Origin of the sequence: Archangium lipolyticum (genome assembly GCF_024623785.1) — a bacterium.
In the GTDB taxonomy this organism is placed as follows: Bacteria; Myxococcota; Myxococcia; order Myxococcales; family Myxococcaceae; genus Archangium; species Archangium lipolyticum.
Map to the genome: position 1 here is coordinate 100,723 of NZ_JANKBZ010000019.1, position 12,570 is coordinate 113,292.

The 12,570-nt window shown below is 68.7% G+C and carries 15 protein-coding genes; 8 read left to right on the plus strand and 7 right to left on the minus strand.

The window, feature by feature from the left end:
- Positions 1 to 22 precede the first annotated feature (22 nt).
- From NR810_RS32705 to NR810_RS32715, 3 genes are read left to right on the plus strand one after another with little or no spacing between them, the layout of a single operon-like run.
- On the plus strand, positions 23 to 1,555 hold the full coding sequence (locus NR810_RS32705; RefSeq protein WP_257458360.1) for a reverse transcriptase family protein: 1,533 nt from the start codon (positions 23 to 25) through the stop codon (positions 1,553 to 1,555).
- A gap of 28 nt (positions 1,556 to 1,583) precedes the next feature.
- The gene (locus tag NR810_RS32710) at positions 1,584 to 1,832 is read left to right on the plus strand and encodes a hypothetical protein (protein WP_257458361.1); all 249 of its coding nucleotides are present in this window, start codon (positions 1,584 to 1,586) and stop codon (positions 1,830 to 1,832) included.
- 46 nt (positions 1,833 to 1,878) lie between these two features.
- Positions 1,879 to 3,036 (plus strand): ADP-ribosylglycohydrolase family protein, encoded by a 1,158-nt coding sequence (locus tag NR810_RS32715; RefSeq protein WP_257458362.1) that lies wholly within the window; start codon positions 1,879 to 1,881, stop codon positions 3,034 to 3,036.
- A gap of 76 nt (positions 3,037 to 3,112) precedes the next feature.
- Here the strand turns inward: NR810_RS32715 and NR810_RS32720 are convergent, their stop codons facing one another.
- Positions 3,113 to 3,694: a GAF domain-containing protein gene (locus NR810_RS32720; protein WP_257458363.1), complete on the minus strand. Its 582-nt coding sequence runs from the start codon at positions 3,692 to 3,694 to the stop codon at positions 3,113 to 3,115.
- 248 nt (positions 3,695 to 3,942) lie between these two features.
- On the opposite strand from NR810_RS32720, the gene NR810_RS32725 reads away from it, so the two are divergent.
- Positions 3,943 to 4,572 (plus strand): hypothetical protein, encoded by a 630-nt coding sequence (locus tag NR810_RS32725; protein ID WP_257458364.1) that lies wholly within the window; start codon positions 3,943 to 3,945, stop codon positions 4,570 to 4,572.
- Positions 4,573 to 4,819: 247 nt separating this feature from the next.
- A complete protein-coding gene (locus tag NR810_RS32730; protein WP_257458365.1) occupies positions 4,820 to 5,995 on the plus strand; it encodes a phospholipase D-like domain-containing protein in 1,176 nt (391 codons plus the stop codon).
- An 11-nt stretch (positions 5,996 to 6,006) separates the two neighbouring features.
- Here NR810_RS32730 and NR810_RS32735 read toward each other — a convergent pair whose 3' ends face one another.
- The 4 genes from NR810_RS32735 to NR810_RS32750 all read right to left on the minus strand — a co-directional run bounded on the left by NR810_RS32735 (position 6,007) and on the right by NR810_RS32750 (position 8,828).
- Complete coding sequence (locus NR810_RS32735; protein WP_257458366.1) at positions 6,007 to 6,690, minus strand: endonuclease III domain-containing protein; 684 nt, start codon at positions 6,688 to 6,690, stop codon at positions 6,007 to 6,009.
- Positions 6,691 to 6,700: 10 nt separating this feature from the next.
- Positions 6,701 to 6,937 (minus strand): hypothetical protein, encoded by a 237-nt coding sequence (locus tag NR810_RS32740; protein ID WP_257458367.1) that lies wholly within the window; start codon positions 6,935 to 6,937, stop codon positions 6,701 to 6,703.
- A gap of 101 nt (positions 6,938 to 7,038) precedes the next feature.
- The gene (locus NR810_RS52275; protein ID WP_306818695.1) at positions 7,039 to 7,941 is read right to left on the minus strand and encodes a type VI immunity family protein; all 903 of its coding nucleotides are present in this window, start codon (positions 7,939 to 7,941) and stop codon (positions 7,039 to 7,041) included.
- 14 nt (positions 7,942 to 7,955) lie between these two features.
- Positions 7,956 to 8,828, minus strand: coding sequence for a hypothetical protein (locus tag NR810_RS32750; protein WP_257458369.1), 873 nt, complete (start codon positions 8,826 to 8,828; stop codon positions 7,956 to 7,958).
- A gap of 21 nt (positions 8,829 to 8,849) precedes the next feature.
- On the opposite strand from NR810_RS32750, the gene NR810_RS32755 reads away from it, so the two are divergent.
- The 3 genes from NR810_RS32755 (at position 8,850) to NR810_RS32765 (ending at position 11,218) form a co-directional block, all read left to right on the plus strand.
- Positions 8,850 to 10,244: a hypothetical protein gene (locus tag NR810_RS32755; RefSeq protein ID WP_257458370.1), complete on the plus strand. Its 1,395-nt coding sequence runs from the start codon at positions 8,850 to 8,852 to the stop codon at positions 10,242 to 10,244.
- A 33-nt stretch (positions 10,245 to 10,277) separates the two neighbouring features.
- On the plus strand, positions 10,278 to 10,892 hold the full coding sequence (locus NR810_RS32760) for a hypothetical protein (RefSeq protein WP_257458371.1): 615 nt from the start codon (positions 10,278 to 10,280) through the stop codon (positions 10,890 to 10,892).
- A gap of 122 nt (positions 10,893 to 11,014) precedes the next feature.
- Positions 11,015 to 11,218: a YtxH domain-containing protein gene (locus tag NR810_RS32765; RefSeq protein WP_257458372.1), complete on the plus strand. Its 204-nt coding sequence runs from the start codon at positions 11,015 to 11,017 to the stop codon at positions 11,216 to 11,218.
- Here the strand turns inward: NR810_RS32765 and NR810_RS32770 are convergent.
- Positions 11,215 to 11,733 (minus strand): hypothetical protein, encoded by a 519-nt coding sequence (locus tag NR810_RS32770; RefSeq protein ID WP_257458373.1) that lies wholly within the window; start codon positions 11,731 to 11,733, stop codon positions 11,215 to 11,217. The genes NR810_RS32765 and NR810_RS32770 overlap by 4 nt on opposite strands.
- Positions 11,734 to 11,909: 176 nt before the next feature.
- Complete coding sequence (locus NR810_RS32775; RefSeq protein ID WP_257458374.1) at positions 11,910 to 12,407, minus strand: GNAT family N-acetyltransferase; 498 nt, start codon at positions 12,405 to 12,407, stop codon at positions 11,910 to 11,912.
- Positions 12,408 to 12,570: the final 163 nt, after the last annotated feature.

Consider the following 12,570-nt stretch of genomic DNA (forward strand, 5'->3'; position numbering starts at 1 on the left):
CTCCCTCTCTCACTGACCCGCCATGTCCTCCCAGCGCCCCCGCAGCCGACAGGAGCTGTACGACCGCATCCGCGCCAGCTCCAAGGACGAGGTCATCTTCGAGGAGATGGTGCGCCTGGGCTTCTGGCCGGAGCGCAGTGGCTCGCCCGGGGATCCCGCGGAGGTGATGCACCGGCGCAACGAGCTGCAGGGCGAGATTCGCGCGCTCGCCACGGAGCAGAGCCGGCTGGGCAACCTGGAGAGGCTGAAGCGCGAGCTGCGCAAGCGGCGGCTGGAGGAGAGCCGGCGCAAGCAGCAGGAGACGAAGGAGCGGCGCGAGCGCGAGCGGCTGGCGCGGGCCGAGGCCTGGAAGGAGCGCAAGGCGAAGGAGCTGCTCTTCCTGGGCCGGGGCGTGTCCGGAGGTCTGAGCGAGCGCACCGCGGACGAGGCGAAGCTGGCGCGCCTGGGCCTGCCGGTGCTGGCCACGCCCGAGGCGCTGGCACATGCCCTGGGGTTGAGCGTGGGCAGGCTCCGGGCGCTGTGCTTCACGCGCACCGCGTCCACCACGAGCAACTACGTGCGCTTCCTGCTGCCCAAGAAGACGGGCGGTACCCGGCTCATCTCCGCGCCTTTGCCCAGGCTGAAGGCGGCGCAGGCGTGGGTGCTGGAGAACATCCTCGAGAAGGTGCCGGTGCACGAGGCGGCCCACGGCTTCCGCGAGGGGCGCTCCATCGTCACCAACGCCCGGCCGCACGTGGGCGCGCGCGTGGTGGTGAACCTGGACCTGAAGGACTTCTTCCCCTCGGTGCTGTACCCGCGGGTGAAGGGCGTCTTCGTTCGGCTGGGCTACAGCGAGGCCACCGCCACGGTGCTGGCGCTGCTGTGCACCGAGCCGGACGTGGAAGAGGTGGAGCTGGACGGACAGCGCTACTACGTCACCCAGGGCGGGCGGCGGCTGCCCCAGGGCGCGCCCACCTCGCCCGCGCTGACGAACATCCTCTGCCGGCGGTTGGACCGGAGGCTCTCGGGCGCGGCGCGCAAGCTGGGCTTCGTCTACACGCGCTACGCGGATGACCTGACGTTCTCCGCCCACGGGCCGGAGCCTCGCGATGCCGGGGAGCTGCTGCGCTTCGTGCGCTGGCTGGTGCGGCAGGAGGACTTCACGCCGCACCCCGAGAAGACGCGCGTGTTGCGCCGGGGCCGGCAGCAGGAGGTGACGGGCGTCGTCGTCAACGACAAGCCCGGCGTGGACCGCGAGACGCTCAAGCGCTTCCGCGCGCTGTTGCACCAGCTGGAGAAGTCCGGGCCCGAGGGCAAGCGGTGGGGGCACGGCGCGGACGTCATCGCCTCGGCCGTGGGCTTCGCCAACTACGTGGCCATGGTGGACCCGGTGAAGGGCAGGGCGTTCCAGGAGAAGGCCCGGGCGCTGGAGCTGCGCTACGGACGCCGGCCCGCCGCACCTCCGCGGGCCAGGCCCACGAGTGCTCCGGCCGCCGCTCCCGTGGACAGTCCGCGGACGGAGACGGAGCAGAAGCCCGCCGAGCCTCCGAAGAAGAAGTGGTGGAAGCTGTTCTGAGCCGGGGCTCGCGGTAGGTTCCGGCCGCGTGAACTGGAACGTCGTCTTCGTGGTGCTCGGAGCGGTGGTGCTGCTCGGGCTCATCATCTGGGTCGTGGGTGGCAACGAGGTCAGCCGCCTGCGCAACCAGTACTTCCGCAGTGTCCAACTCCCGCGCGCCCAGGCCGAGCAGTCCCTCGCGCGCCATCTCGCCAGACTCCAGGAGCGCCACCCCGGCAAGACCGAGGCCTGGTACCTCCGCCGCGTCCTGGCCGATCTGGAGCGCGACCGGCGGTGAGTCTCCCGGTTGGCGATTGTCAGGTTCGGAGTCTATATAGTGTCCTATGGACACTATGATTCCGAATGACATTCAGGGCATTTCCGTGGAGGAGCGTGTCCAGGGCTCCCTGTGGGGCCTCGCCTGGGGTGACGCCCTCGGCTGTCCCGTCGAGACCTGGCGCGCCTCCTTCATCCGTCAGGTGTTCGGCGACTATGTGGAGCTGCCCTCCGAGCTGCCCCTCCAGGCACTCGCGGGCGACAAGAAGCGGCTCGAGCGGCTCCGCCCGCTGGGGCTCCACTCCGATGACACCCAGCAGGCCCTGGCCCTCGTCGCCTGCGCGCTCGAGCCGGGTGGGTGGACACGCGAGTCCTGGGCCCGCTGGCTCGTCGAGGGCATGCGCCGCAAGGCCTGGCGCGGCTACGGGCGCAACTTCCAGGTCGCCGTGTCCCAACTGGCGAAGGGCGGGGCCCCGGAGCACTCGGGGAGCGCCTCCGCCGGTATGGGCGCCGCCATGCGCGTGGCTCCCGTGGGCGCCCTGCTGCGCGATGCGCCCGCCGAGCTCGCCCGCGTGGTCATGGAGTCCTCCATGATGACCCATGCGGATCTGCGTGCCTCCGCCCTGGCCTACGCCGTGGCCTGGTCCGTGGCCGCCCTCGCGCGGGGTGAGGATGTGGCCCGCGTGCGTGCTGGCGTGGCCTCCGTGGTCCGCGAGGAGGAGACGCGCTGGCTCCAGTCGGGCTCCACGTGGAGCTTCGACCGGACCGGTGGGCACCTCGTCTCGGAGACGCTCGCCGCGCTGCTCGAAGGGCCGCTGCTCGCCCCGGAGGCCCTGCGCGAGCGCATCTCCGAGCTGGCCCGCCCCCATCTCGCCGAGGGCTTCACCGTGGCGCACCCCAACCAGGGCTTCGCGCTCCTCGGTGGGGCTCATGGTCTGGTTCGCGCGCTCACCGCCGAGGAGGCCCCCGGTGCCGTGCTCGCGGACATCATCCAGCAGGGCTACGACACCGACACCGTCGCGGCCATCGCGGGGGGTGTTCTGGGGGCTCGGTTCGGGAGCACGTGGGTGCCTCGGGCCCGGCTGCTCGACGTGGAGCGGCTCGAGGTGTACGCCCGGGCGCTCGTGGCTCGCGGCGCACTTCCTGAGTCGCTCGACACGTTCGTGAAAAACGAAGCGGCCTGGACCGCTCACGAGAAGCGGTTCCAGGCCGGATTGGTGCGGTGAGCACCGATGCGTTCAACCCGAGGGGCGAGATACCCTCACCCCGGCCCTCTCCCGAAGGGAGAGGGAGAGGGGGTGGTCAGCGCGTGCCGGCGCAGCGGGCCATCATCGCTTCCAGGTCCTGACGCGTCTGCGCGAGCGCCTCGCGCCGCAGGTCCTGGCGCAGCGCGTTCGACAGCGAGCGCGCCAGCGTCTTCACGATGGTCACCTCCTCCGCCGACCACCGCCGCTCCTTGTGGCAGTCGTCCAGCCGCAGGAAGCCCCACCACTGCCCGTTGATGTTGCCGATGTTGATCGGGCACAGCAGCACCGACTGCACCGCCTGCGCCTCCAGGTTCACCTGCAGCGGTCCCTGGATGTTGCGCACCACCTCCCATACCGGCTGCCCGCGCGAGAGCACCTCCACCCAGCCCGCCATCTGATCCTTCAGCGGGAACGTCTGCAGCAGCGGCGTCATCGGCGCCGTACCCCACACGTGCCTCAGCGGCGCCAGCCGCTTGCCCGGCATCGTCGAGGTGCTGTTCTCGTAGATGACCGCCCGGTCCACCCCGATCGCCCGGCCCACCATCTCCATGGCCCCCATCACCGCTTGTGCCGAGAAGCCCTGCTCCACCAGCAGCTTCGAGGCCTCGGAGACCTTCGTGAATGCTTCCAGTGACATCGCATCCTCCGTTCCGACGAACCCAGGTAAAACCCGAGAGGCCTGTACGAGCCGCCTTCTTAGCGACTCGTGAGCTCATTGAACAGCAAGAACATGGCGTCTGTCAAGTATCTCTGGATTTTCTCAGCTCGTCTGGAATTCTCCGTTCGTGCAAGGTCCACGGTTCCTGGCGGGCACGGGGGGCGGGCTCGGGCTAGCCTGTCGTCATCCGGTGCCGGCCCGTGGGCCCGGACAGGAGGTCTCGACAGATGGAGAGCCTGGACTCGCGCCTGGAGCGGTTGGAGCGCCGCTGCCGTCGCCTGCAGTCCGTCACGTTCGCCGCGCTCGTATTGGGGGCGCTCGGGGTGGGCGTGGCCGCACTGCGCCCGAGGTTGCCCGCCGAGGGTGGGGAGCTGGTGGCCTCGCGCCTCACCCTGCGGGACGCGAAGGGCCACACACGCGCCACCCTCTCCGCGCAGGACGGGAGGGAGGGCGGATTGGTGCTTCACGATGCCCAGGGCCAGCCCCGCGCCTTGCTGGGCGTGGACGCCAGCGGCTCGCCCCGCCTCCGCTTCGCCACCGCCGAGGGCGCCACCCTCGCCGAGCTCACCGTGTACGCGAACGAGGCCCCACGGCTTTCACTCGGGAAGAACGGCGGCACCGAGTTCTTCTCCGTGGGGCTGCTGTCGGATGGCTCCTCGCGCCTGGAGCTGGCGGATGAGGACGGACGCCCGCGCGCCATCCTCGGCGCCGATGAGCATGGCTCTCCCGGCCTGTTGCTCGTGGACCGCAAGGGGCAACCCCGGGCCTCGCTCCGGGTGACTCCGGCGGACTCGGCGAGCCTCGTGCTCGAGGGGCGCGATGGCGAGGTGTTCCGCGCTCCCTCCTCCATCCAGTAGGCGCAGCGGGGTGGGCGCGGAGGGGGAACCTGATTACACGAGGTACCCTCACCCCGTCCCTCTCCCGGTGGGAGAGGGGTATTTGCTCGGTGGAAGGCAGGGCGGACAGGCGGGCTCGGCGTCCCGAGGGCTTCCCCGGGCCGACGGCGTCCCTACCTTCCCACGGCTTATGGAATCACCACCGACGGGGGCGCAGGGGTGGGAGCGACCCGACCGCCTCAATGACCAGCATGAGATGCGCGGGCCCATGGTGCTGCCGCCCGGGTTCGAGGCCTTCCGCCATGCGCTCTACCAGTCCACCCGACTGCGGCTCGAGCCGGGGCACCGGGTGGAGCTGGTGGAGAACGGGCGCATCTTCGACGAGGTCGTCGAGGCCATCCGCCAGGCCACCGAGTCCGTCCACATCCTCGTCTTCATCTGGCGCCCGAGCGAGCCGTCGGACCGCATCGTGGAGGCGCTGTGCGAGCGCGCGCGGGCCGGAGTCGCCTGCCGTGTCATCGTGGATCCGGTGGGCAGCGAGGAGGTCCGCGGCGAGCACGACTTCGACCCGAAGGTGGAGCAGCGGCTGCGCGAGGGAGGTGTCGAGGTGCACTACTTCCGGCCCCTGTCGGGCCGGTGGCTGGGCCGGCTCCTGGGGCGCACCCACCACAAGCTCGTCATCCTCGATGGGCAGTTGGGCTTCACCGGGGGCTTCGGCATCTGGAAGTCGTGGCAGGGCGAGGGCGACAGTCCCGAGGAGTGGCGCGACACCAACGTGCGTGTGCAGGGCCCCGCGGTGCGCGAGATGCAGCTCGCCTTCGCGCGCACGTGGCAGGAGTGTGGCGGTGCGCTGCTCCCGGAGAGCTGCTTCCCCGAGCTGGAGCACGAGGGCGAGGGGTACGCCGCCTTCGTGGAGAGCACGGGAGGTCATGGGCTGTCCGACGCCGAGCGCATGCTGCGCATGGTGTTCGCCGCCGCGCGCCGGAGGCTGTGGATCGCCAACGCCTACTTCACCCCGCCCAAGGCCATCCTCGAGCAGCTGCTGGAGAAGCGGAAGCAGGGGGTGGACGTACGGGTGCTCGCGGCGGGGCCCGTGCATGACTGGCGCATCGTGCGGGCCTCGCAGCGCGCCACCTACGAGCAGATGCTGAAGGGCGGGGTGCGCATCTGGGAGTACCAGCCCTCGATGCTGCACTCGAAGACGGTGCTCGCGGACGACTGGCTGTGCACGGTGGGCTCCACCAACCTGGACGCGCTGTCGCTCCACCGGATGCGCGAGGGCTCGATTGTGGTGGCCGACCGGCGGCTCGCCTCCAAGCTGGAGAAGTGCTGGGAGCGGGACCTGGCACACGCGAAGGAGATGACGCTCGCACATGGAGGACGCACCAATCCGTGGCGGCGGTTCGCGCGGCGGGTGACGCAGTTGCTGGCCGTGGACCGTTAGGGGGGAGAGCGTCAGCGCGGGTTGCGCACGCCCACCTGCTGGCACATGGACAGAACGGGGCACGTGGAGCACTGGGGCCGGGTGCCCGTGCACACGTGCTTGCCGAAGGGCACCAGCAGCCGGTTGAGCTCCACCCAGTGCGCCCGCGGCAGCTTCGCCTCCAGCGCGGCCAGTGTCTGCTCGGGCGTGCGTGCCTGGACGTAACCCCAACGGTTCGTCACCCGGTGCACGTGGATGTCCACGCTGATGCGGGCCTGCCCGCAGGCGATGCCCAGCGCCAGATGGGCGCACTTGGGCCCCACGCCCTTGAAGGACTGGAGTACCTGCGCGTCGCACGGCAGCTCGCCGCCGAGCTCCTCCACGGTGCGGACGGCGATGGCGTGGATCGTCGCCGACTTGGGCTCGGGGAACGTCACGGGGCGGATGAGGGCTCGGATGCGCTCGGGCCCCAGGCGGCGCATGGCCTCGGGCGTGCGAGCCTGGGCGAGCAGCCGGAGGGACACCGGCAAGGACACCTCGTCGCGCGTGCGGATGGAGAGGATGCAGGCCACGAGCTGCTCGAAGAGGCTCGCGTGGCCGCGCGCCGCCAGCTCGAACATGGCGGCGTCGGCGAAACCCTGGATGGAGTCGCGCACCCGCGCCAGCGCCACGTCGATGTCGAAGGGCTGCTTGTCCTCGCGCGGGTGCGCTTCCATGGGTTCTCGCCTACTGGGAGCCCGCCTTCGAGCTGCCGGGGGCGTGGACCTTGCGAGCGTCTTCCTTGCCAGGCTTGTTGGGGCCGCCATGCGTGCCGAACTCGCCCGCGTTGCGGTGCTTGGGATACTCCTCGTCCGGCCGCCGCTCTCGGCCCTGACCCGAGACGTCACCCGAGTCGACCTTCGGGTACAGCTTCTCCTTGTCCTCGTCGGAATGCAGCTTCTCCCTGTCCTGGTCCTGTGCCATCGGGCACCTCCCTTTCCGGACAACATGGGGATGCTCCAGAGGGCTGGCTCCGGCTATCGCCGCGCCGCCGGGCGGGCAGGCCGACAGGCGGTCCAGGCTCGTCAGTCCAGGAAGCGGCGCTCCCAGCGGAGGAGTGGCTCGGAGCTCGGGCCTCCGAAGATGGGTTTGCAGTGGTAGAGGTGTGGCTCGAGGAGCCGAGCGAGCGCACGGTGCATGGGGAGCGTCTGGCCTGCTTCGATGTCTCCCACTTCTGGCTGCTCACCGAGGGTGACGAGGACGCGGTCGTCACTCATCTCCTGAATGGAGATTCCCGGGAGCGCCAGGTGCTGGCGCAGGCCGGCCACCCCTCCGAGCTTCCCGAGCACGGGCTGCCCGAGGAAGTTCATCCAATGTACCCCATCCACCCAGGTGTTCATGTGCATGTTCGCCCCGCTCCAGGCGAGGTGGACTCCCGGGTAGCGCGGGCGGATGAGCTCGAGGGCCTCATCAGGCTCTCCACGGGACGAGCAGAGGACGAAGTCCACATAGCCCGAGTTGAAGGGGAGCTCCTTCGCCATGTCGAGAGCGAGCGCACGGATGCGGTCCGGGCCCTGCTCTTCCAGGTACTCCGTGGGCATGCGCAGGTACAGGACGCTCACATCATCCTGTCGGTAGGGCCAGGGAAGGGGGACGACATCCAGCCCCCTATAGTCCACGTGGAATCCCGCGAACCGGTGAGGGTCATCCCACATTTGTATGAAGGCGGCCGTGTCGGGCCCTGGCGCCAATGTTTTCCTGCGGGTTCTTTCCCAGGAAGCAGCGTCGAGTGGCTCGGCTTGCCCCTCACCCGTGTCGTTCCAGGCAAGCTGGTAGGGCCGAATCCGTTCACGGAAGAGTTCCAGAGCACGTATGACGGCGGGGGCGATCCGGTCGTTGGGGTGTCGCATGTAGAAGCTCATGACCAGGGCATCACATGCGCGCAGCCCGCCGTCCTTGTCGTGGTATCGCAATCGCGGGTAGCGCATAGGGTCCTCTCGTTCTACTTCGTCTCCGGTACTACTCCCTCCCGTGGGGAGGCGAGCCTGGGTATTACCCCGAGGGCTATTTTATAAAGGTCACCCTGTGACCATTCCTTCCAGGTATTGTTCTTATACTTGGTCCAGGTGGCGACGTTGGTCTCCGGGCATGGGAACTTGAGATCGTACACGTGGATGATGAAGCTCTTCTCATCCAGGATGACGATGTCCGGCTCGATGCTGCCCGTCAGGCCCTTCCATCCCTGCTCCGACACAATCTTCTTCACCATCTGCTCATCCAGGAACTCCCACCTGTCGGTCTGGCCGTCGCGCCGGAAACGGGGATGGAGCAGGTAGTTCTTCTTCGGTAATAACTCGTCCAGTGCCTTGCGCAGACATGGCCAGGACTGCTCGTGCTTGAAGAGCCCCAAGTATGCGGCCCACGTCGTCTGTTCGCCGACTTTGAGTTGCTGACAGAGTTCCCGGCTCGGGCTCCTGCCATTGAAGTGGTAGTCGTTCACCTCGCGATCCGCCCTGCGGACACACTGCTCGATGGCTCTCTCGAGCTTTGAGCGGAGATCCGCAGCCAGTTGCGTCCCCCGCTGCTCGGCGGAATTGATGCGCACGGATTGCACTGCCACGGTGCCAGCCACACCGCCAGCGGCGAGTTTGAGTGCCGTGGAGGGCGTCCTCACCACCTGCTCCGCTATCTGGCTCGAGCCGGTGCAGCGCTCCCATTCGCCGGGGAGTTGCTTGAGGCAGCACTCGGGGGTCAGGTCTCGTGGCCCGCATTTTCCCGCCACATCGACGGGCTCTGACTCCGCCAGGCACCCTCCCAGCAGCAGGGCTAGGAGCACCAGCAACCGCAGGGGCTCACTCTTCGCGATAGGAGGCATGGGCTCTACTATAGAGGCACCATGAACGGTGGTACGGAAGACGGCGCGGCGGGACAGCTTGGCGCGGCCCCAGTAGGTACAGGAGAGCGGGATCCTCGGTGGCCGCGCCGCCGGGTGCTGCGTTGGGCCCTGGGGCTGGTGCCGGTCACGGCGGGAGCTGGGTGGGCCGCCTTCGAGTGGCTTGGCGGACGGCGGGGGCTCGTCGCGGTGGAGTCGGACAGTGAGATCTGGGCCGATTCGTTCACACAGCAGGTTGCCCTGGCCTGTTTCTCGGGGCACCCGGACGCGGTTGCTGGGCTGGACAGGTTGCTTCAGCCCCTCACGCCCAGCAGGCCGGCCCGGCTGTTGAGCGCGTGTCTGTCCATGGAGCGGGGCGATTGGAGCCGGGTGGAATGGCACCTCGCGTTCTCCAATGTGCGAGACGCTCCGGAGGCGCGCCTGCTGCGCGAGCTCGCCAGACGCAGGCCCCACGCGCCGGATTGGCGTCATGCCTTCCTCGACACCTGGACGGCGCTCGGCAGGCCTGACTTCCGCAAAAGCACCCTGCTTCCCCAGCCGCTGGAGTGGAATCTCCTGCTCGCCGACACCGCGGCCGCCTGGAAGGCCGCGACGGAGGCCCAGCGCTTCCCCCTGGCGGTATTGCATCCGGAATCGCTGATGGAGCCGCGCCAGGAGTGGGCCCTCGAACAAGTGCGCGTCAGTCAATCCGTGCCACTCCTCATGGTCCTGTGTCAGCAGCTCCACGCGCTCGACGCGCAAACGCCGCTGAGCCAGCGTCTGCGGCCCGTGGTGGAGGAGCGGCTCGGTCAACTCACCGGGTCCTCTTCCCGGACCCTCCAACTCGCCCTGTTGTCCTTCCTGTCCGGCAGGCCTCGAACAGCTCCCTTCGAGCGCAGCGACCTGGAGTCGCTCGAGAAGCTCGTCGCGTTGCCCGAGTGGAAGAATCCCTCGAGCGAGGAGTTCTTCCTGGAGATGCGCGCGCTCTTCGAGGGACTCCTGCTCGCACCCAGCCACCATGCCTGGCTGATGGCCACGCTGGCCCAGGGTATCTTCCTCGGCCCGTGGCTCGTGCAGCGGGCCAATGCCAGCAAGACGCACCTGTCCGAGGACGAGCAGCGGTGGTTGGGGCGGCTTCTCTGGGATGTGGGGGCTCGCCTGCGCGAGCAGCGTTCGGACCTGGAGCTGGATATGGGGCTGCGGCTCCAGATGCGCGGCTCCGAGCTGACGGGGCACACCCCGTCCCGGGAGCAATGCATCGCCGCCTGGCTGGAGCTGGGGAAGTGGGAGGAGGCCTTGAAGCAGGCGGCCTACTACCGTTGGCCCCTGGCCTCGCTGCAGGAGGAGTCCTGTGCGCCCAGGGCTCGCGACGAGCAGGCATGGATGCAAGCCTTTGCTGGCAAGGGCGAGCTGCCCTGAATCCGGCATGATGGCTTCCCGGGGGATGGGGCGATGCCTACCCTGCGCGCAGCCATGACGACGGCATCGACATCGGGGAGAGGGCAGGGCAAGAGCAACCCCAGGCGGGACGGAGAGCGGGCGCTCATTCAACAGTTGGAGGAGCGCTTCCGGCGCATCACCCATCTGCTCTACGACACGAGCGTTCCCGCCCGTGTCCTGGATGAGGAGGTCGTGCCCTTCCTGGCGGAGGATGTCACCTTCACGGACCCCTGGCAGCGCGGCGGGGGCCGTGAGACCTACCGGCGCGGCGCGGCCGGCTTCCACTGCATGTTCTCCTTCGACTTCGACATCTTCCAGCTCAATGTCCAGCTGGAGGAGGGGCACGAGAAGGGGCGCGCCATCGTCGACGGGGTGATGAACCTGAAGCAGTTCAGCTGGCTGTACACCTACCCACTCAGGACCATCCTCGTCTTCGACTTCACCCTCGTGGGCACTCCGGCAGGGGACGTCAGGCCCCTCATCCACGCGCATGAGGAGATGTGGAGCTTCGGCGACATGATCGCCGCCGTTCCCGGGGTGGGCTGGGTGTACACGAAGCTCTTCCGCAAGGGCTTCAGCTACGGCTTCCTGGCGGCGTCCGCGCTCTGCCGCCGTATCCGTCAGTGAACACGGGAGTGGCCCGCTTCTTTCTTCGTGCAACCCCTGTGCAACCGGCGGCGCGTTCCTACCTTCCTCCGCGTGACAAGGCTCCGGCGGCCGAGGCCGGGGCCACACGAGAGGAGAGGAGCATGATGAAGAAGGCACTGCTGGCCGTGGCGCTGGGGACCCTGTTGGCTGGAACGGGCTGCCACCGCAATACCCGTGAGCGCGCCGAGGACAACGTGGAGAAGGCGGGCGACAAGGTCGAGGACACGGCGGAGAAGGCGGGCGACAAGGTCGAGGACGCCGCGGAGAAGGCGGGCGACAAGGTCGAGGACGCGACCGACGACTAGTCTTCGGCGCGCGGCTCGGGGAGGGGATGCCGCGGGAGTGCTCCGGCCTGGGGCAACACGGCGTCTCCTTCCCTGCCGGAGCAGAACTGGCTCCGGATGCGCTCGGCGACGGGCCGCAGGCTCGTCTTGTCGAGGCAGGCCGCCGCCCAGGCCGCCGCGGCGCCCAGGTCGGGCACGATGGTGTAGGGGGCCGACGGCGTCTTGAGGTGGAAGATGACGCTCATCGTCAGCCGCACCACGGGCGAGGTGACCACGTACGCGATGCCGAGCAGCGTCTGGTGGATCAGCACCTCGTGCGCCTTGAGCCACTCCACCTGCCGCTGCCGCTGCTCGCTCGAGAAGAGCCGGAGCGTGCTCACGTCGAAGATGCAGACGTGTCTCTGCTGGCGCTGCAGGTAGTGGGAGGCCCGGCTCAGATAGCTCTCGAAGTCCTGGGAGGAGAGCTCGCCGGTGAGCCGCACCACCATCAGCGGCCACTGGGAATCATCGAACGAGAAGGATGCACCGGGGGGCATGGGCCCTTGAGGTGGCGGCGGACCTCGCCAGGTGCAAGGCGTGAAAGTGTTTTTGTTCCGGGGTTCGCGTGCAGCGATATCAAAGATATACACCGCACGCGGTCCAAACCGTGGCATGAATGTAATTCTTCAACTCCACTACCGCCGGGGGGATTTCCGTCTCCCGAGGTCCGGATCTAGGCGGTCAGGTCGAGCGCGTAGAAGCGGTCGCAGCTGAAGTGGCCCGTGGCGCCCAGGGGGCGCGGCAGCTGCTGGAAGCCCAGGCGGCTGTACAGCTTCTGCGCCTGCTTCATCCCCGACAGCGTCTCCAGGTAGCACGTCCGGTAACCCGCCTCCCGGGCGAAGGCCAGACAGTGGCGCACCAGACGCTCGCCCACGCCGCGCCCACGCAGCTCGGGCAGGAAGTACATCTTCCGCAGCTCGCAGATGCCCGGCTCGCCGCCATCCAGCGGCGCGATGCCTCCTCCTCCCAACACCCGGCCCGTCCCGTCCTCCACCACCCAGTAGGCGCATCCCGGGCGTGAGTAGGCCCCGCTCATCCCGTTCACCTCCGGATCGTGGAGGGCGAAGCCCGGTCCGCTCGCTCCGAACTCCGGCATCACCTGGCGGATGATGGCCGCCACCACCGCATCGTCCCGCGACTCAATAGGGCGCAGCTTCAGTTCCGTGCTCATGGTGCGTGCACCGTTCCACAGCCTCCGTTCCGAGGCCAAGCACCTTGATGCCGTCCCGTGGCCCGCGAGGGGCACACCCGGAGTGAGACCGCCGCCTTGGGCTGTAGGGGAGGAGACAGGTCCTCCTGGCCCGCCGCGTCAGAGGCGCGGGGTGGTGGATTTC